This window comes from Desulfovibrio desulfuricans (assembly GCF_004801255.1).
GTDB lineage: Bacteria > Desulfobacterota > Desulfovibrionia > Desulfovibrionales > Desulfovibrionaceae > Desulfovibrio > Desulfovibrio desulfuricans_C.
This window is the reverse complement of sequence record NZ_CP036295.1, coordinates 3,104,274-3,122,911: the sequence shown is the minus strand read 5'-3', so window position 1 is coordinate 3,122,911 and position 18,638 is coordinate 3,104,274. Positions and strand designations below refer to the sequence as shown.

General features: G+C 40.2%; 19 protein-coding genes and 1 pseudogene. 10 read left to right on the top strand and 10 right to left on the bottom strand.

Going from position 1 to position 18,638, the window contains the following annotated elements; all coding sequences use genetic code 11:
* Positions 1–643: 643 nt before the first annotated feature.
* From DDIC_RS13170 to DDIC_RS13150, 4 genes are all read right to left on the bottom strand, one after another.
* Positions 644–1,042 (bottom strand): hypothetical protein, encoded by a 399-nt coding sequence (locus DDIC_RS13170; RefSeq protein ID WP_136400861.1) that lies wholly within the window; start codon positions 1,040–1,042, stop codon positions 644–646.
* Positions 1,043–1,053: 11 nt separating this feature from the next.
* Positions 1,054–1,434: a hypothetical protein gene (locus tag DDIC_RS13165; protein WP_136400860.1), complete on the bottom strand. Its 381-nt coding sequence runs from the start codon at positions 1,432–1,434 to the stop codon at positions 1,054–1,056.
* 8 nt (positions 1,435–1,442) lie between these two features.
* Complete coding sequence (locus DDIC_RS13160) at positions 1,443–1,931, bottom strand: hypothetical protein (RefSeq protein WP_136400859.1); 489 nt, start codon at positions 1,929–1,931, stop codon at positions 1,443–1,445.
* A gap of 744 nt (positions 1,932–2,675) precedes the next feature.
* The gene (locus DDIC_RS13150; RefSeq protein ID WP_136400858.1) at positions 2,676–3,353 is read right to left on the bottom strand and encodes a hypothetical protein; all 678 of its coding nucleotides are present in this window, start codon (positions 3,351–3,353) and stop codon (positions 2,676–2,678) included.
* A 260-nt stretch (positions 3,354–3,613) separates the two neighbouring features.
* Between DDIC_RS13150 and DDIC_RS13145 the strand changes: the two genes are divergently transcribed.
* The 4 genes and pseudogenes from DDIC_RS13145 to DDIC_RS13130 all read left to right on the top strand — a co-directional run bounded on the left by DDIC_RS13145 (position 3,614) and on the right by DDIC_RS13130 (position 6,629).
* Complete coding sequence (locus tag DDIC_RS13145; RefSeq protein ID WP_136400857.1) at positions 3,614–4,123, top strand: hypothetical protein; 510 nt, start codon at positions 3,614–3,616, stop codon at positions 4,121–4,123.
* A gap of 31 nt (positions 4,124–4,154) precedes the next feature.
* A pseudogene (locus tag DDIC_RS13140) lies at positions 4,155–4,436 on the top strand (tyrosine-type recombinase/integrase); the annotation flags it as partial.
* Positions 4,437–5,482: 1,046 nt separating this feature from the next.
* On the top strand, positions 5,483–5,773 hold the full coding sequence (locus DDIC_RS13135; protein ID WP_136400856.1) for a helix-turn-helix domain-containing protein: 291 nt from the start codon (positions 5,483–5,485) through the stop codon (positions 5,771–5,773).
* A gap of 4 nt (positions 5,774–5,777) precedes the next feature.
* Positions 5,778–6,629, top strand: a complete 852-nt coding sequence (locus tag DDIC_RS13130) for a reverse transcriptase family protein (protein ID WP_168732567.1) — start codon at positions 5,778–5,780, stop codon at positions 6,627–6,629.
* Positions 6,630–6,874: 245 nt separating this feature from the next.
* On the opposite strand, the gene DDIC_RS13125 is transcribed toward DDIC_RS13130, so the two are convergent.
* Positions 6,875–7,468 carry a tyrosine-type recombinase/integrase gene (locus tag DDIC_RS13125; RefSeq protein ID WP_136400846.1) on the bottom strand — a complete coding sequence of 198 codons (594 nt, stop codon included), beginning with the start codon at positions 7,466–7,468 and terminating at the stop codon, positions 6,875–6,877.
* A 1,108-nt stretch (positions 7,469–8,576) separates the two neighbouring features.
* A complete protein-coding gene (locus DDIC_RS13120; protein ID WP_168732566.1) occupies positions 8,577–8,894 on the bottom strand; it encodes a helix-turn-helix domain-containing protein in 318 nt (105 codons plus the stop codon).
* Positions 8,895–9,037: 143 nt separating this feature from the next.
* Between DDIC_RS13120 and DDIC_RS13115 the strand changes: the two genes are divergently transcribed.
* Complete coding sequence (locus DDIC_RS13115) at positions 9,038–9,703, top strand: outer membrane protein (RefSeq protein ID WP_136400853.1); 666 nt, start codon at positions 9,038–9,040, stop codon at positions 9,701–9,703.
* 120 nt (positions 9,704–9,823) lie between these two features.
* On the opposite strand, the gene DDIC_RS13110 is transcribed toward DDIC_RS13115, so the two are convergent.
* Positions 9,824–10,405 (bottom strand): CHC2 zinc finger domain-containing protein, encoded by a 582-nt coding sequence (locus DDIC_RS13110; protein WP_168732565.1) that lies wholly within the window; start codon positions 10,403–10,405, stop codon positions 9,824–9,826.
* A 345-nt stretch (positions 10,406–10,750) separates the two neighbouring features.
* Between DDIC_RS13110 and DDIC_RS13105 the strand changes: the two genes are divergently transcribed.
* The gene (locus tag DDIC_RS13105) at positions 10,751–10,963 is read left to right on the top strand and encodes a helix-turn-helix domain-containing protein (RefSeq protein WP_136400851.1); all 213 of its coding nucleotides are present in this window, start codon (positions 10,751–10,753) and stop codon (positions 10,961–10,963) included.
* Positions 10,963–11,985 carry a tyrosine-type recombinase/integrase gene (locus DDIC_RS13100; RefSeq protein ID WP_136400850.1) on the top strand — a complete coding sequence of 341 codons (1,023 nt, stop codon included), beginning with the start codon at positions 10,963–10,965 and terminating at the stop codon, positions 11,983–11,985. The genes DDIC_RS13105 and DDIC_RS13100 overlap by 1 nt, the downstream gene beginning before the upstream one ends.
* A gap of 23 nt (positions 11,986–12,008) precedes the next feature.
* Here DDIC_RS13100 and DDIC_RS13095 read toward each other — a convergent pair whose 3' ends face one another.
* Together DDIC_RS13095 and DDIC_RS13090 are read right to left on the bottom strand one after the other, a co-directional pair.
* Entirely contained in the window at positions 12,009–13,595 is a 1,587-nt protein-coding gene (locus DDIC_RS13095) for a DUF5906 domain-containing protein (RefSeq protein ID WP_136400849.1), read from the bottom strand.
* A 48-nt stretch (positions 13,596–13,643) separates the two neighbouring features.
* Positions 13,644–13,973: a hypothetical protein gene (locus DDIC_RS13090; RefSeq protein WP_136400848.1), complete on the bottom strand. Its 330-nt coding sequence runs from the start codon at positions 13,971–13,973 to the stop codon at positions 13,644–13,646.
* A 196-nt stretch (positions 13,974–14,169) separates the two neighbouring features.
* Here DDIC_RS13090 and DDIC_RS13085 point away from each other — a divergent pair, with 196 nt between their 5' ends.
* The 3 genes from DDIC_RS13085 to DDIC_RS13075 all read left to right on the top strand — a co-directional run bounded on the left by DDIC_RS13085 (position 14,170) and on the right by DDIC_RS13075 (position 17,396).
* Positions 14,170–14,493, top strand: coding sequence for a helix-turn-helix domain-containing protein (locus DDIC_RS13085; RefSeq protein ID WP_136400847.1), 324 nt, complete (start codon positions 14,170–14,172; stop codon positions 14,491–14,493).
* A gap of 1,016 nt (positions 14,494–15,509) precedes the next feature.
* On the top strand, positions 15,510–16,103 hold the full coding sequence (locus DDIC_RS13080; RefSeq protein ID WP_136400846.1) for a tyrosine-type recombinase/integrase: 594 nt from the start codon (positions 15,510–15,512) through the stop codon (positions 16,101–16,103).
* Between the two features lie 462 nt (positions 16,104–16,565).
* Positions 16,566–17,396 (top strand): hypothetical protein, encoded by an 831-nt coding sequence (locus tag DDIC_RS13075; protein ID WP_136400845.1) that lies wholly within the window; start codon positions 16,566–16,568, stop codon positions 17,394–17,396.
* Here DDIC_RS13075 and DDIC_RS13070 read toward each other — a convergent pair.
* Positions 17,388–18,467 carry a DNA cytosine methyltransferase gene (locus tag DDIC_RS13070; RefSeq protein WP_136400844.1) on the bottom strand — a complete coding sequence of 360 codons (1,080 nt, stop codon included), beginning with the start codon at positions 18,465–18,467 and terminating at the stop codon, positions 17,388–17,390. The two genes, DDIC_RS13075 and DDIC_RS13070, sit on opposite strands and share 9 nt — an antisense overlap.
* Positions 18,468–18,638: the final 171 nt, after the last annotated feature.

Genomic DNA, 18,638 nt, shown 5'->3' with positions numbered 1-18,638 from the left:
TTCGGTTGCACATCAACACAGGGAATCCGCACAGTGCGGTGGCAGCGCACGACTGCGACAGCAAACGCTGCAAAAAACGGCAATGACAGCGGCAAGCACCGCGTCGGGGTTGTCAGTGTACGACACAACAAACGACCCACGCGGATACGCTGGCCCCCGCTGGCAAGGATGATGCCGCAAGCATGTGCGGTATCCTTAAGCAATATAATTACTTTTACCGCAGCGGATAGGCAAGCGTATTTGCGCGGCGGGTGGAAAAATGCTGACGCGCGGCATTTTGCGCGCATCGTAAAAGTCGCTCAACGCGTGATTGCCAGCGGCTGTAATGTGAAAAAAATCCGCGAACGGCGCACCCCGCAAGGCCAGGCAGAAGCGAAACGCGGCGGGGGGCGAAGGTAGAATGGCAGTCAGGATGGCAGGAGTTCAATTTTCTTCAGCTCCAGCAGATACGCAAAACCCCCGTCCATCTCGCGATGATCGGGGGTTTTGCGTTTGGGGAGCTTGTGGAAACGTGCGATGGCTCTTGCGGCCCCGCACCATTACGGGGCAAGGCCGCTTGGCGGGCAGTTTTTGCGGCAGGTTGCGAGCCGTTCAGCAGCGCAGGCTCGTGACCGCTGCCACGCAAGATGCTGAACGTACCCGGCTATTTGCTGCGATAAATGACCTTTTCAGCCGAACAATCCAGAATTTCGCCGTTTTTGGCCACAGTCAGGTTGAACATGGCCGCCGTGGTAAATTCCACGTCGGTCTGCTCCAAATAATACAGCTTTGCAGCCTGCAGGGTTTTGCCATTTTCCAGCGTTTTGCTGAAAAAGGTCATTTGCGGCAAGCTGGTGTCCCTGATTTTTTTGCCTTCAAGCCTTCCGCCGTTGCAGTCGGCGATCAGGGGCTGCAGGGCCTTTGCCGCAACCTGCACGGCAGGGGCTTCATCCGGAGCCCACACCACAGTAAAAGGCATGGGGGGCGGCGGGGGCGGCAGGGTACTTTCAACGCAGCCGGGCAACATGCAAAACAGCGCCGCCATTACAAGGTATTTGAGCATGGTATTTTCCCCTATTCCGTTTCAGCTCTGCACTGCTTTATGTTGCCAGCGCCATCCACCATCATGTTGAACAATGTTTTGGCCTGCACCGTGGCGGTGTACCGGCGGGCATCAGCAAAAGAAAAGATGCGGCTTTCGGGGTACACCACCAGCAGGGCGCACTCCTGCCCTGAACCACTGGGCTGACACTGGGCGTTTTTGCTTTCTGCCAGCGAGGCGAAAGCCTGCCCCTTGTACCCGTGCGACGTGCAGGTGTTTAGCATGTTGACGCCCTGCTCGTGCGTGGCCTCTATGGGGCTGAGAGCTTCAGGCCGCCACAGGGGCCGCTGCAGATAGACGCAGGCGGGCAACAGCAGCAGAATCAGCAGGCATGCAAAAAAAGGATAACGCATCACTCCCCCTAATTCTTGGGCAGTCTGTCGGCCAGGGAGCCCGGCTTGGGGCTTTCTGGCTTGGACCACCAGTACTGCGCGTTCTCTGCCCGGCAGTCGTAGATGATGCCCTTGTCGTTGATGTATGTGTTTATCATAAATACATAGTAATGTGTTACAGTAACATACCTCGTGACGTACTTCTTTTCAACGGAGTCATACTCTTGCCGCCGTTCTGTTTCATAGCGCGTATCGACGGCTTCAACTGCGCATAAAGAGTTGCCGTCATCCAGCTTTTCACAGCGTTGGCTCATGCGTGGGTCAATATTTTTGGCACTCATGCCGGTATAAAATCCATTATTGCAGCGTCGGGCATTGTCCCGCATTTCGGGATAGTGGCCGCCCATGCTCGGCGCGGATTTGGGCGCCCACATGGTGTCTGAATAGAATGTTTCCATGACGCCGCAGGCAGTGAGCAGCAAAAAAACCATTGCGAGCGCGATGTTATATTTGTTCATTATTGCTTTCCTTTTAAAAACGCACATATTTTAAAACATGCTCGATATATAGCATGTGCGACAGCAAGTCGAGCTTTTGCAATAAAAAAGAGACATAGTAAATTAATATGTGTAAATATGGGTCTGATATTTAACGATTTTTGCAAAATGCCGCATAATGCGGACGCGGGGCAAGCCCCTTGCACTTTTGTGTTTGGTTGTGACCGTAAACAGCAGAAGCAAGGCGTGGTGCAAAACCTGAACTGTAAAGGTCGTCAGGCGCACGCTCACCAGGAAAAACCTGCGGGTACATTGAGAGGACAAATTGGGCGTGGGTTTTGAGCTGATCTGCAGAAGGTTAAACCTTGCATCCCCTGTTGCCGCCATGCGTTACCTCCTGGGCATTGAGGACAAGGAAGTGCTTGAAATCCTTACACATGAAATCTGATTGGGATATACAAAATGTATCGAAATGTATCAAAACGGACAAAAAATATACATTTAATAGCCTGATTTTATTGGCGGTGTAAGGTTTGGGGCATGATGCCTTAGTATGGCATTCAAGAGGTCGTCAGTTCAATTCTCTTCAGCTCCACCAGATAGGTAATCAAAACCCCCGATCATTGAAAAATGGTCGGGGGTTTTTGGCGTATTACGTGTTTTGCGTCATGCTAAAATAGATATTTTCATTGCCCTGCAAGGGGGAGTTGGCTAGATTTCCTCGGACAGCGCTGACCGATTAAGGTCTGCAGGATGTTCATTTCTTCAGTACAGAACGAGCGGCTTTGCGGGTGTATCATATTCCTGTGCTTGCTGGAGAACTTCCGCAAAGTACTGTTGGCAGTTATGCGTCAGTATGTTGTATGTAAAGGGGTTATAATCCTGGCTGAATCGCTCTAAAATTTTTCTTTCTTCCCATTTTCGGTAGACTTCAATCTTTGCCCTGTCTATGTATTCCTTACGATACTTTGGGGCTTCGACCTGATAGTTTGTTAAATCTTGCATCGATTCAGAAAATATACCACCAAATGTCAGCCCAAAATTGCTGCCGTCACTGCCAACAAAGTGCATGTGTTCAACATGAAGGTCAGCCCCAGGGACTCTTTCTCCGTATCGACGTGATAGAGCGCGAGATTCAAGCGGTCTCACTCCCATACGATAGTAAGGAACTTTTGCTTCAGGGTCTTCAGAATACGGCTGCAAGGTTGAATGATCGCCATGGGCATGTTTTTTTACAATGTCAGCAATGCTGGATGGGTACATGCGTTGCTCAAGCGGTGCATTCCGATGAACGGGCATGACTGCCTCAAGTGCTTGCTGCCCTTGGGAAGCCACACTCGTTGCGGTCACGGAATCTGAAAAGGTGAACTGCCCATTGCTCAAGCGCGGTTGGTTTGAAACCTCCTGCCCCCTGTGCTGGAAACTGAAATTATTCCCTGGCATATTTCCTCCTTGGATGTTTTGGCGGAAATATAGCAGAAGCTGATGATTATGTAAGACTGAAAGGCTTCAGTAGTCTTTTGTGCCCTGGTGGACCAAGAATAGATCTCGTTTCCATTTTAAATTGTATACTTTTCAGCCTATTAAGTGCTGCGCACATGGGCGGCATAAAGACATAAATACCGCTTTCCCCCAAAATTAAGATTTCGGCCCTTTTTTGTTTGCTGCCACGCTCAGCAAGCATCCTAAATTCAGGATAAATAATGACACGCCCAACATCTGCAAGTATAAAAGCCAAAATTTCAGCCTGTTGGCAGGCACACTGGCCTGTTGTTATTACGCTGCTTTTTGCATGTCTGGGCTGGTTGCTTTTTGTGCAGGAGCACACCTCCGCTATTGTCATGGCCGTGGGCGCTGTTGGAATGATTGTTTGCCTGACGCTGTTTAAAATGGAAAAGAACTTGTGGCTGTATGTTGTAACCCTGCTTTTATGTTGCGCCGATACAGTTGTTGATGATCGGTATCTCATCGATATGGCTGGTCTTGGATGGCTGCCACGATGGACCGCCGGCACACTGCTCATTTCCATACAAGGGGCTATATTCTCATTTATCTGTTTATTGTTGCTGTATCTGTTTGTATTCAGGCTGCAAGGCAATGCCAGGCTGTTAATCAAGGTTCCCCTTTGCCTGATGTTTATGATCGCCGCTCTGTATCATGCCTTTATATTCTGCTGGTTGCTTCTGGCTGTTCTTGGGCTGCCGTTCAACTAGGCCTTCACAAGGGCGAGGCATGGCGTCCCCTGATGATGATTACCTATTTCAATCCCGAAGAGGCCACCAGAAGCCTCTTGCGATTATGACCGTTAACCGCATGATTAAGGAGTGGTGCAAAACCATAAACCTTGAAGGCAATTATGGCGCACATTCCCTTAGAAAAACCTTCGGCTATATTCAGAGGACAAAATTGGGTGTGGGTTTTGAGCTGATCTGCAAAAGGTTCAACCATTCATCCCCTAGTGTCACCATGCGATACCTGGGCATTGAGGACAAAGAAGTGCTTGAAATCCTTACGCATGAAATCTGATTGGGATATACAAAATGTATCGAAATGTATCAAAACGGACGAAAAATATACATTTAATAGCCTGATTTTATTGGCGGTGTAAGGCTTGGGGCATGATGCCTTAGTATGGCATTCAAGAGGTCAAGAGTTCAATTCTCTTCAGCTCCACCAGATAGGTAATTAAAACCCCCGATCATTGAAAAATGGTCGGGGGTTTTTTGCGTTTAACTTCTCACTAGCTTTGCTCGGCTCACATCTGCGCACCAGAGATACTTATGTGATGCGTGATCCAATAGGCGACGGCGGATGTCCATCATCTTATCTCTACAGCATCGAATCTGAACTAACATTTTGTGTATGATTTGGTAGTGATTTTGGATTTAAGCTTCAGTCAAAAAAATTTGCTTTTAAAGCAAAAAAGATTGACAGCAAAACCTTGCCCATATATAGAAAAGAGGAAGGCGGTGATTCGCCGCAGTGTTCTTTGACAATCAGAGATTTGATTACTCCTTGTAATTAGCGTGGTTAGCCAACTTATTCCTCGTAAGAGGACTATGAGCCGACTTTGTACGGCTCCCCCTTTCTTTAGGGGTACACGAAGGCGCTATGCCCCCAGCTCGGAACCCGGCTGTGGTCGGCATACTCGGCGGAATACACTATGTGCTGCTCTGTCTGATACTGCAATTTCGTTTTTTGGCTAGATAATACTGGCACAACGGTCGAAGTGGGAAAGAACCCTTCGGCTAATCACGTGCAAGGAGTTACGTCATGTACTCCTTGCACGTTTTGTTGTGAAAACCATAAAACGTGCAGGAGAATAGCATGCACAAAAAAGAAGTAGACTTAAGGTTGAGCATCGCAAAAAGTGCTCTTAGGCTGAGGCTGCGTAAAATTACAATCTCTGAATCCCACGTTTCCTTTCCTTTGTTTGCGTTGATATGGCCTGTCATTAAATCTTACTTGCTATATTTATGGCAAAGATTGAAAAAATGAATGACATACACCGCAATCAGTAGAATGGATATAGACCAAAGTGCCAAGCAAACAATCCCTGATGGGGTATACATATGAGTTCAGTTGGGGCCGTTTTAAAGCTGATTAGAGTCCATAGGGGCATTTCTCAAGGTGACATGGCAAAAATGCTGGGCGTCACGCAAAATTTTTTATCCCAAGTTGAAAATAATAAAAGAGATGTAAGTATCACAAAACTTAGAGATTTTGCAGATAAGCTTGGAATTTCAAATGAGATATTACTTATTGCTGGGTGTGATACCCCTTTAGAGCTGCAAGATGATGATAAGAAAATATTTTTGAATATGAAAAAAAATGCTATGCAGATTATTCTACTTGATACTTAAGGATATGCTCAATATTAAGACAATCACGCACCTTTGCCTTAGAATAAAGGTAAAACAAGAAATACTTATTCGTGTTGCTTCAAATATGGATAAGTATTGTTCTTTGCGTGAAAAGGAAACTAAACCTGGAAAGAGAAGGCTTATAGCAAATGCAAAAAGCGAATTAAAAGCCATCCAACACAAGATATTGCATAATTTATTGTATAGGATTCCTATCAGTCCTTACGCGCATGGGGCTGTTCCAAAGCATTCCGCTAAAACAAATGCGGCTGTCCACTGCGGGCGACAATATAAATTCTGCATGGACTTAAAATCTTGCTTCCCCAATGTACCTTCATCACGAATCAGACGACTATACGAAGAGATACTTGGATGTAGCCCTATTGTCGCCCAAACACTCACCAATTTGACCACATTCAACTATGAATTGGCCCAAGGTTTTCCTACAAGTGCAGCACTTGTTAATATTCTTTGCATTCCACTTGATAAAAATATTTATGAGTATGTTTACCCAAAAGGTTTAAGATATTCTCGATATATAGATGATATAACTATATCAGGCAGTTTTATTTCTGAGAAAACGAGGGCAAATCTCAGACAAATTGTTACACGCAATGCATTTTTCTTGAATATGAAAAAAGAAACATTCAATACTGGACATTCTGCAGGAATTGTAACCGGGTTAAATACAGATAGTGTAAAACCAATTGTTCCTCGCCAGTACAAGAAAAACTTGCGCGCGGCAGAATATAATTTACAAAGACAAGATAAGACGACTATGGCAAAAGATGCTTTGAAGTCTTTAAATCTTTCTATATTAGGGAAAAAGCAATATATCAAAGCCATTGAAGGGTAGCTCGTGCATAGAATAAGTCAATCAAAGCTAGTGAGAAGTTAAACGCAAAAAACCCCCGACCATTTTTCAATGATCGGGGGTTTTAATTACCTATCTGGTGGAGCTGAAGAGAATTGAACTCTTGACCTCTTGAATGCCATACTAAGGCATGATGCCCCAAACCTTACACCGTCAATGAAATCAGGCTATTAAATGTATATTTCCCGTCCGTTTTGATACATTTTGATACATTTTGTATATCCCAATCAGATTTCATGTGTAAGGATTTCAAGCACCTCCTTGTCCTCAATGCCCAGGTACCTCATGGTGACACTAGGGGATGAATGGTTGAACCTTTTGCAGATCAGCTCAAAACCCACACCAAATTTTGTCCTCTGAATGTATCCGAAGGTTTTTCTAAGGGAATGTGCGCCGTAATTGCCTTCAAGGTTTATGGTTTTGCACCATTCCTTAATCATGCGGTTTACGGTCATAATCGTAAGAGGCTTCTGGTGGCCTCTTCGGGATTGGAATAGGTAATCATCATCATAATGGTTAGATGCCTCCAGATGCCCTCTGAGGGCCTTGTAGACCTCCCTGTTTATATAAAGGGTGTTGGTCTTTCCGGTCTTGGATTCTCTGATTTGTATGGCTTGTCCGGGTTTGGCATATTTGACGTGTGAAATTTTGAGTTTAAGCAAATCACCAGTTCGGATTCCGTTGTTGATGCCAAGCGTGAAAAGCAGCAAATCACGGGGCCGTGATGCAAGCAGCTTTTTAATGGATTGAATATGGGACAATTCTCTGATTGGTTGAACGAGTGTTGATGATCCGTTTTTGGGGTGATTGGGGTTATTCATGGCATTGCCTCAATGTTAAATTAATATGTAAAATCAGTATATTACTTAACATTGTATGTACACTGCCACTAAATGAAATGAATAATAGATTAAAATGATTAGATAAAATGACAGAAGTTAAGTTTTATAAAGAACTTATCCTGAAATTTCCGATAGTTATGTGTAATTTTTCGATTCAGGGAACTTGAAAAAGTTAGCATTGGGAATGAGAAAATATCCACGCATTTGAATCTACATGTTGAATAAGTGATTGAATGTTCAATCAAATAACTAGCATGATTTAAAAAAATGTAGATTGGAAAAAAATTGAATTTATTTTGCAAATTTTTTGATTTTAAGTGATTTTGGAAACTGGTTTTCGATAAATTATATTCAAGAAAACGGATATATATAAATTTGAATATGGACATATAAGAATAGAATGAAATTATTTTGTAGAAAATAGTGATAACTGAGAATTTGAAAAACTTGTTTTTCAAATTTGAAGTTAATCCCGAAGGGATTTAATGCAAATGAGAAATAGAATGGAAATATGAATTGAATGGATTAAATTCAGATTTTGATTTGATTAATTTGTTTGATTAGAAATCCCGGAGCGGGATTTAACTTCGAAGTTGAAAAACTTGTTTTTCAACTTCTCAGTTGCAATTTTTATTTTGAAAAGACATTTTAAATGATTTTATACTATTCCATTCTTCTTAAAGAAGAATTATATACGATTTCTTGTATATAATTTATTGGAAACTGGTTTCCGAAATCATAGTTTTGAATAAAAAAGTGATATTTTTTTAAATTTATTTTTGTTTTTATTTAGAAGCAATATTAATAATGTGTATTTTATAGATTTAGTGCTGTTTAGAAGCTAAAAAAATTTGAATAGAGCATGAAAAGTAGCAAAAATGACGAAAAATTATTTTTAAATTTCAAGCAGATAACCACATTTCCAGTTTTAACGTAATATATAATTTTATTAAAGCATCTCTCCTTCGCTCCAATTCACCAAAAAAGTGCCCAAACTACCAAAAGTGCCCAGCCAAATAAAAAGAGAGGCTTCATACCTCCCCTAAATTCCCCTGAAATCCACTAAACACACTAAACTGACAAACAATCACTTGATTATAGCAACAATAGCCCGATAGATTTTTGCCAGTTCTTCATCTGAAACGCCTTCAATTAACAAGCTGATTTTTTTGATTAAATTTTCACGTGTGTCTACATGACCAAAGCTTAACAACTCCGGCAGTTCTATTTGCAAGGCGTCAGCAAGCTTTGCCAAAACGATTACCGTGGCATTTGCTTCGCCGCGCTCAATCTCTCCGAGATATTTCCCGCTGATACCCGCAAGCTCAGCAGCTTGGTCTTGTGACATTCCACCTAGACGCCTCACCTGCTTAAGCCTCTGGCCCAATCGAATAGCAAAAGTCATAATTTGCCCCTTAAAGCCAATTATAAGTGACATTTTATGGCTATAAACCCACTAAAAGTGTTTACTTGGGCTAGAATGCCGTTTATAGGTTATTTTTATAAAGCCAATAATACCTATAACTGGCTTACAAATGGGAGGATTCTATGTTTAAGCGAATGGTATTTGCTATTGCTCTGATTTTTGCCCTCAGCGCCCCAGCAATGGCAGAGGTTAACGGCGTTTATGGGGGGCTTAAATTCCTTGACTCGATCCAATCGACAGGAGCCACCTCACATTCCAAAAACTTCGACTACTTCGGCATTGATACCTATGGCCAGAATACCGTAGGCGGTGGCGTTTTTGCGGGTTACGACTTTTACCCCAAGTTCAATGCCCCATTTCGTGTCGAAGTCGAGTACGACATGAGGAGCAGCGCACGCACAGAATGGTCCGGCACGAAGAACACTCGTACTGGTTCAATTGATGCCACATGGAATGTGAATACCCTTTTTGCAAATGCCTACTGGGATTTTCATAATAGCAGCAAGTTCACCCCCTATATTGGCGGTGGTCTCGGCATGGGCTTTATCAACAGCAATTATGACATTCATGGACGAAACGGCGAAAGCATGTCGGCATCGTCTATGAATACCGTCTTCGCATGGAATGTTGGCGCGGGCTGCTCATATGCGTTCACGGACAATGTTTCTGCGGATCTTGCCTACAGATACGTTGGTCTTGGCAAAAACAAAACTTCGTACAATGACGACAGCATAACCACCAATCCGGCAATGAATGAAGTCAGTCTTGGACTTCGCCTTACATTCTAATTAGCTGTTATAAATTGAAAAAATGGGGATAGCTTTCATGCTATCCCCATTTTTTTGCCTGCACATTTTAATGGTCAAAGGAAACTCGTCATGTCAAAGCTAGCTTAAGGGACGAGATTTCTAAGTTCTTTTTTTAATCCTATATTTTGTCACATATTCTAAAGGAATGTCCTCTAAAAAATATTTGGCACCTTTTTTAATATCCTTCTTTAATCTCTCAATATTAATCTCTTGTCTCAAAACATTAAGCGTCTTTCTCCATGTAAGTGCATTCCCCATATTCCCATTTAATATTCTACTAAAAGCCGATTTTGATAGCCCACATTTTTCAGCATATATTTTTTGCTCAACCACATCGTTTTTATAAAATGCAAAATATAGTCTGCACCATGACAAAAATTCTAAATCCTTAGCTAGTGCAATTTTTGCTTCCTTAAGTGTCTGCTCTTTTTTCCCAACAATAGACTTTTTTAAATCTAACTTAACAGCGAGTTCTTTAATAGCCTCATTTTTATCAATATTTTTAAACTCTGTATAAAACTTGATTGCATCCCCATGCCAACCACAAGAAGCATTATGGCATTTGGCTAATTGCTCTGGATAAATTTTAAATGACCATGTGTTACAAAAAGGGCATTTTATATTGCCTCTTTTTGCCGAAATATCACAATTTGCTTGTATGAGCACATCTTCAAAATTCACAGTCACATCCATCTAATCCTCGCCTATATTGAAGTTACAAGTTTTTAACAAATTGTCCTACAACACTTTGTGCTTGACGAATTCACTTTTCATTAGATGAAGCTTTTACAGCATTCAAAAAATCGAAGCATGAAGTCATTATAAACTGTTTCTTTGGGTCTTTTTCAAATGTTGCTTTTCGTATAATTCAATCCATAAAATTCTTATTTGAATCTTCATCAATCAAGTATTTGTTCATTAATTCATTTTCCATATTTTTAAATCTCCATTTTTATAAATATTTATGTACATATTCAAGATGTTTGTGTACATATTTATACATATTTATATAAATGAGGCAAAAAAATGTGCGAATATTTAACCATTAAACAGGCAGCAGCATATTGTAGTTATAATGCTGCTTATTTCGGTAGAATCATGGAACAGTATAAAATACCCAAATATGGACCAAATAAAAACAGAATCAGAGTTCTTGACCTTGAGGCATGGATGAAAAATCCAGAAGTTTTTGCAAACATAGATGCAGAAATTCGTTCTGGATTTAGGAGGGTTGTTTAATGGCCGTCAGCCAAACCAAGTCTGGCAACTGGTATGTCCAGTACCGGGTGCCAGGGCTTGTCAGCCCTAAGAAGGATTATTTCGGAAACGAGTCAGAAGCGCAAGAATTGGCCTTGAACAGAGAAATGGAAATCAAATCAGGGCATATATACACGGTTGCGGCCCTTTCAAATTCTCGACAAATATACCTTGATGATTTAGGACAATGCTACCTTGATTTTCTCAAAGTCAAAGACAAGACAACTTCTTGGATTGGCACACTCAAGTTTTTGCTAAACGAGCATTTTCTGCCCTGCCTTTGCCATCTTCCTGTTGACCAAATATCCTTCAAGGACATTCTGGCTGTTGCAGCACGGTTCACAAATAAATCCCCAGCTACCCAAAACCGGTATATGGACAGCCTACATGCCATATTCCGGTTTGGTATTCGACATGAGTTGACCACCAATGACCCCATGTCGAATTGGCAAAAGAAGCGTGAATTACGGCGTGACATGCGCCTAACGATCAAAGACCTCGCAAAAATTTATGCTGCTGCACCTGACCATCTCAGGTGGATCATTGAGGTTGAGTGGGAGCTTGGAATGCGGCCCGGCAACTCAGAGCTATTTTCATTGCTTTGGCAGGACATAGACTTCAACCAGGGCACAATTCACATACGGGGAACCAAAACGGCAGGGTCAGACAGAACGATTCCCATGACACCCAATTTCCGAGAAAGGCTGCTTTCAAAACGCAAAACAGCTCAATCACCCTATGTGATTGAAAAAAATGGTCGAGGCATAAAGCAATGCCGAAAGTCATTTAAAAGCGCCCTCGAAAAAGCCGAGATTGACTATCCCGTAAGGCTCTATGACATTCGGCACCTTTTTGCCTCGACCATGCTTGCAAATGGAGGAGACCTCAAGGCCGTTTCCAAACTCCTAGGACATAGCTCCACCAGAATGACGGCGGATACATATTACCATGAACTCCAAGGAGAAAAGGAGCGTGCCTTGAGTGTTAAACCCCATCTATTTTAAATAAAAATGAGTATTTTCTTTTGCTAGGCAACATTTGAATTGTCTATGCCAAGCATATGCCCAAATTCTTCTGTAAATTGTTTATCTTTATACATGCTATGTGCTGTTTTTATAGCATTTTTCTTGCAACTTCTGCTTCTAAAATTTTCTTTTAGCATTTTTATAAAAGTATCATATTCTGGAATATTGCCTTTTTCATTAAATTCTGTCCAATCTACAATGCAAGTATATTTTTTTTCAAAAATTCTTTTTGCATCCTCAATGGTAGGCAAAAATATGCAATTATGCCCTTCATGTTTTCCATATTGAAAATTATAAGAACCATCTTTTTTGTTTGTCAATTTTTGAGTAAATTTTGTCTGTGTAAAAATTGATGAATATCGCCCAGAACGCTCTTTTGCGTCTCTAAAATTCTCAAATAATGTTTTTGTTCTGACAAATCTTCCAAATGAAATAGTTTCAACAGATCCTATATCATAAATTAGCTCAGAAGTTTTGTATTTAATTGCGTAATCGTCAATTAAATTAAAAAGCCAGTTGTCAAAAAAATCCATATTTTCAAGCACATCTTCAAATAATGCTCTAGTTGCTGGTGGAGTAAAAACATCATTTTTGTTAAACTTGTGGCGTGATAGAAATCCAAAAAATGAAGCGATTTCTCCCTGATCCATTGCATCATATAATTCTGAAAAATATTCAGTATCTTGCTTGTATTTATTGCTTATTCTTAACGCGCAAAACCTCCTCTCATCATATGTTGCAGGAACTGTAAACTTCTCATTTGTCAGCAAAATATAGCGAGCATAGTTTTTTGTGATTTCTGCATCCATGCCCTTTTTTTCAACAAGGATATTCAGATCAGTGATCAAAGATTTCAGCCTTCCTTCCATCCCCTTGTCACCGTTCCAAATCGCTTCATCAAAAGTGATTAATAGCTTTCCATACTGCTGGGCATTAAAATGACCATAGATATCACGAGAAGAACTCACCAACATGTAATGTTCCTTTAGAATCATATCCGCCAACTTGGAGATAAAGCCTGTTTTTCCTGTGCCTTTTTCCCCTTTTATTACAAGAGCAACACCTGGCTTTTCATATGGATATTGAACCAAATGAGCAAACCACTTTATGAGGTATGCATAGTATTCCTCATCTCCATTGCACCAAACTTCTTTGAGATGTTTCTCTATATGAGGAAAAGCACCATCACTGCTTGAATCAATCTTAAATCCTGTCCATAAATTATAAAAATCACTATTAGTGGACTTTGGATTAAATATAATCCCATTATATGTTCTTTTTTGTGGGCAACTCATCCAGTAAGAACCGATTCCCTTTTTGATGAAGGGATTGCCATTTTTTCCTGAAGGAACATATATATCATTACAGTTATATCTGAATGCAAAATCTTTATATGAAAGACGAGTCAATTTAAAATTACCATCTTCATCCTTTGTTTCTGTATAAATAAAAAATTTGCCTCCTTCTTCGCAAGCGAAATGATTTTCATTAAACACATCAAGTGCTATATTTGTTTCATTTACGATTTGCTTTATTCCCTCACTACGCATATCCAATGTAGATGTATCAATCCAAGATTTTGAGCACATATTAAACTCCTTATTATAAATTTATATTTTGAATATTTCAGTTTTGTTTTAGCAAAATTCAATGACAATTCGTTTTGATTCACATTCAAAACTAATATTAAAGTTTACATCATCATTACTTGCCATTATTTTTTTAAGTGACTGATTTACAAAATTAGCATTAATTTTGATACTGCCATCTTTTAAATAGCTAATATCGCGTGAATTACTATTTTTTGGAAATTCATATTTAATAATTTCGCCTTTTTTGGCAGAAGCATCATACAAATATCTTTTAAATTGCTCCTTTGTTTTGATATTAAACATGTCCTTAATGTCCTCATAAGGCATGTTAGCTGCAATGCAATCACAAAAATCGTTAATATCAATCTTTTTCATGTCCAACTCCTGAGTTAAAGGTTATACAAATTTTGAAAGCTACGCCGATTTTACGATGGTTTTTTGAATTGTTAACCTTCCACGAAATAAACACGCAAAAAAAGGCGGTCATTGTGACCGCCTTTCCCGTAAAATAACTGTGTACTTCCCGATAACCCTGTATATTTTTTAAAAAAATCATACAGGAGCATGACTTATGATGGAGTCTTTCAAAATCGTTGGGGCAAAGATCGTGAATCTGCGGGAAGCAAAGAAGCTTACTCAGGAGCAACTTGCCGAGAAAGCAGAAATTCCCATTGCTGAACTTCGAAAAATCGAAGAGGGTTCGCCGGATGCAACCATCAATTTTTATGAAAAGATTGGGCAGGTGCTGAACTTCACGCCAGCCCAGATTTTTGCCAAGACTGACCGTGAGCACCGTCAACAAATCAACAAGATTAAAAAGCTGCTTCAAGCCGCTCCTGTTGACGTTCTTCGTGAGCTTGAAACGCAGATCAAGGCAAAGCTCAAAATCAAATGATTGCTTATCGCATGCGGCTGGAATGGGGATTTTCAGAATTTTGGGGAGGTATAAAGCCTCCCCTTTTTAGTGGAAATGTGGTTATCTGCTTGAAATTTAAAAATAATTTTTCGTCATTTTTGCTACTTTTCATGCTCTATTCAAATTTTTTTAGCTTCTAAACAGCACTAAATCTATAAAATACACATTATTAATATTGCTTCTAAATAAAAACAAAAATAAATTTAAAAAAATATCACTTTTTTATTCAAAACTATGATTTCGGAAACCAGTTTCCAATAAATTATATACAAGAAATCGTATATAATTCTTCTTTAAGAAGAATGGAATAGTATAAAATCATTTAAAATGTCTTTTCAAAATAAAAATTGCAACTGAGAAGTTGAAAAACAAGTTTTTCAACTTCGAAGTTAAATCCCGCTCCGGGATTTCTAATCAAACAAATTAATCAAATCAAAATCTGAATTTAATCCATTCAATTCATATTTCCATTCTATTTCTCATTTGCATTAAATCCCTTCGGGATTAACTTCAAATTTGAAAAACAAGTTTTTCAAATTCTCAGTTATCACTATTTTCTACAAAATAATTTCATTCTATTCTTATATGTCCATATTCAAATTTATATATATCCGTTTTCTTGAATATAATTTATCGAAAACCAGTTTCCAAAATCACTTAAAATCAAAAAATTTGCAAAATAAATTCAATTTTTTTCCAATCTACATTTTTTTAAATCATGCTAGTTATTTGATTGAACATTCAATCACTTATTCAACATGTAGATTCAAATGCGTGGATATTTTCTCATTCCCAATGCTAACTTTTTCAAGTTCCCTGAATCGAAAAATTACACATAACTATCGGAAATTTCAGGATAAGTTCTTTATAAAACTTAACTTCTGTCATTTTATCTAATCATTTTAATCTATTATTCATTTCATTTAGTGGCAGTGTACATACAATGTTAAGTAATATACTGATTTTACATATTAATTTAACATTGAGGCAATGCCATGAATAACCCCAATCACCCCAAAAACGGATCATCAACACTCGTTCAACCAATCAGAGAATTGTCCCATATTCAATCCATTAAAAAGCTGCTTGCATCACGGCCCCGTGATTTGCTGCTTTTCACGCTTGGCATCAACAACGGAATCCGAACTGGTGATTTGCTTAAACTCAAAATTTCACACGTCAAATATGCCAAACCCGGACAAGCCATACAAATCAGAGAATCCAAGACCGGAAAGACCAACACCCTTTATATAAACAGGGAGGTCTACAAGGCCCTCAGAGGGCATCTGGAGGCATCTAACCATTATGATGATGATTACCTATTCCAATCCCGAAGAGGCCACCAGAAGCCTCTTACGATTATGACCGTAAACCGCATGATTAAGGAATGGTGCAAAACCATAAACCTTGAAGGCAATTACGGCGCACATTCCCTTAGAAAAACCTTCGGATACATTCAGAGGACAAAATTTGGTGTGGGTTTTGAGCTGATCTGCAAAAGGTTCAACCATTCATCCCCTAGTGTCACCATGAGGTACCTGGGCATTGAGGACAAGGAGGTGCTTGAAATCCTTACACATGAAATCTGATTGGGATATACAAAATGTATCAAAATGTATCAAAACGGACGGGAAATATACATTTAATAGCCTGATTTCATTGACGGTGTAAGGTTTGGGGCATCATGCCTTAGTATGGCATTCAAGAGGTCAAGAGTTCAATTCTCTTCAGCTCCACCAGATAGGTAAATAGGAACCCCCGATCATCGAAAGATGGTCGGGGGTTTTTTCGTTTTTAGGGGAATGCATGGAGGAATGGGTTCGTTTTCAGAAGTTCGCATTGTTTTCATATCTGCAACCGACTGATAACAACAAATTTCTGATGCGACCGCTAGGTCAAACTCTCATGGCGCAAAAGAATTTTTTATTCGGTGTGGTATAAAAAATACTTGTAAATTAGCGATTTAATTAAATTTATAGAGGCCGTCTTGCCTTATCCTCCAGGGTGAGTTAATATATTTCGCTCTTCCCACAACTAATGGAGGAAATTAAATGTCTATTCCTTTTTTGACACGTAAGCCTAACTCGCGAGAACTTGAGCGTTTACGTTTGTCAATGAGTGTGTTTCGCGATGGAAGCGGTCAAGAGAGAGAAAGTGATAATTCGTCAAGGCCGGGTTGGCGTGATTTTGAGAGAATCTTTGCAGATATTCTTGCTGGCTATGCAAACGAGAATAAGGAAATTTTTGATGTTGTCGTCAGTTCAACAGCACATATAAATAACACTTATGGAATTTCCTTAAAATCTAAAGAATTGTCACGGGCTAGTGCCCTTGAAGATTTGGAAAATGCGGGGCGTGTGTATATGGAGCTGTGCAATTCACCTGCAAAACTATGGGAACCAATAGTTCAAAAGTTGCAACTTACCGAGAATGTTTTTCGTGAAAAAAGACAGAGTGTAGCTAAAAGTGTTGGTGAGTGCATCATAGCAACTGTAACACAATGGCACACAGAGGCAAAACAAAAATACGAAAATAACAATCCTGGAAAAAAATTAGATATCGCGAGTAGTAAGTATATTACAGTTAGTAGTAAAATTAAAGATGGTGTACGTTCATACCAAGTACATTCCTTTTCTTTAAGTCTGCCAACAGGGTTAATATGGGAGTTTTCTTCTGAAAAATGTTTACGCGGTTATGATAGCAGTAATCCAAGAGAAGTTGTCTTTGATTGGTACGGCCTTTCTGGGGGACAACTAAAATACTACCCAAGGGCATCAGAGGCGATTTATAAATCACCAATTTTTTATTTAGAGCAGCCTCCCGTTTATACCCCTTCTGATAGGGCAAAAACATATTGGCCTGCCAAATGGGGGTCAGATTAATGCAAGTTGCTGAGGCGGAACTTTTTGCTCTTGCAGCCCGCGACCGCTTACAAGGTGTTTTAGGATTTTTTCAGCGAGTAGCGGAGGGACAGCGTTCCCAATCTGGGTAAATTTGGATTCAACCTTCCCAAATGGCTCAAAATTAGCGGGAAAAGTTTGAATGCGGGCACATTCTCTCCATGAAAGCCTACGCGGTGTGTCGAGAGGTATAATTTGATGCTGCGCTAGCGCAGCATCGTGTTCATCGGTAAAGTCCCACCGTTGTTTCCATCCATCACTTAAATTTGACCATGTAAGCTTCATTACAGGGGAAGCCGGGTGCAAAGTAACATGCCGCCAGTTCGCAACTATCGTAAATGAAGGGCCAACCCAAGGTGCTCTGCGGTTGCGTGACATGTAGTACCATGACATATGCCCCTCTGGATCGTGTGGGCGCTCATAGAATTCGCCTTCAGGCCATGAAGGCAAACCTTTGATTGCGTGCCCATGCGATTCATACGCTAACAACCCGGATCCTACTTTTCCATGACTTGGTTCGGGAAAACTAAACTGCAATTTTAAATCTTTTCTTATCCCAACAATAAAGAGTCTTTTTCTCGACTGAGGGACGCCATAGTCTTTTGCATCAACAACTTTAAAATAAACATCATATCCAAATTTTCCAGCATCGTTGAATACGCGTATTTGTTCATGCAAAAAAGAGCCATTGTCAATTTTCTTTAGTCCAGAAACGTTTTCAGCAACAAAAAATTTAGGTGAGGTATTGTTTAAGCATCGCAAAAATTCTAGATAAAGATAAGTCCGCTTATCATTCTCTGGATTGCGATTGCCGCCCATTGAAAAGGACTGACAGGGATACCCACCAATCACTATATCAACTTCAGGAAACGACTTAATTTTTTTTATGTCGCCTTCAGCAATTTCTGCATTTTTAAAATTTTGTCTCAAAGTTTCTGCTGCATCGTGCTCAATTTCATTTGCCCATATAATATCAATACCAGCTTTTTCAGCACCAAAGTCCATTCCGCCGCAGCCAGCAAAGAGAGATATTGCACGCAATTTTGTATTCATCTGTAAAATATATCAATATTTCAGGTTGTTGTACACAGCCGAGGTCTGTCAGCGTTTAGCAGGAATGTGTGTGTCACCTATTCAAAAAAGCTGGACGACGGTCATTAGTTGTGGGAAGAGCGAAATATATTAACTCACCCTGGAGGATAAGGCAAGACGGCCTCTATAAAT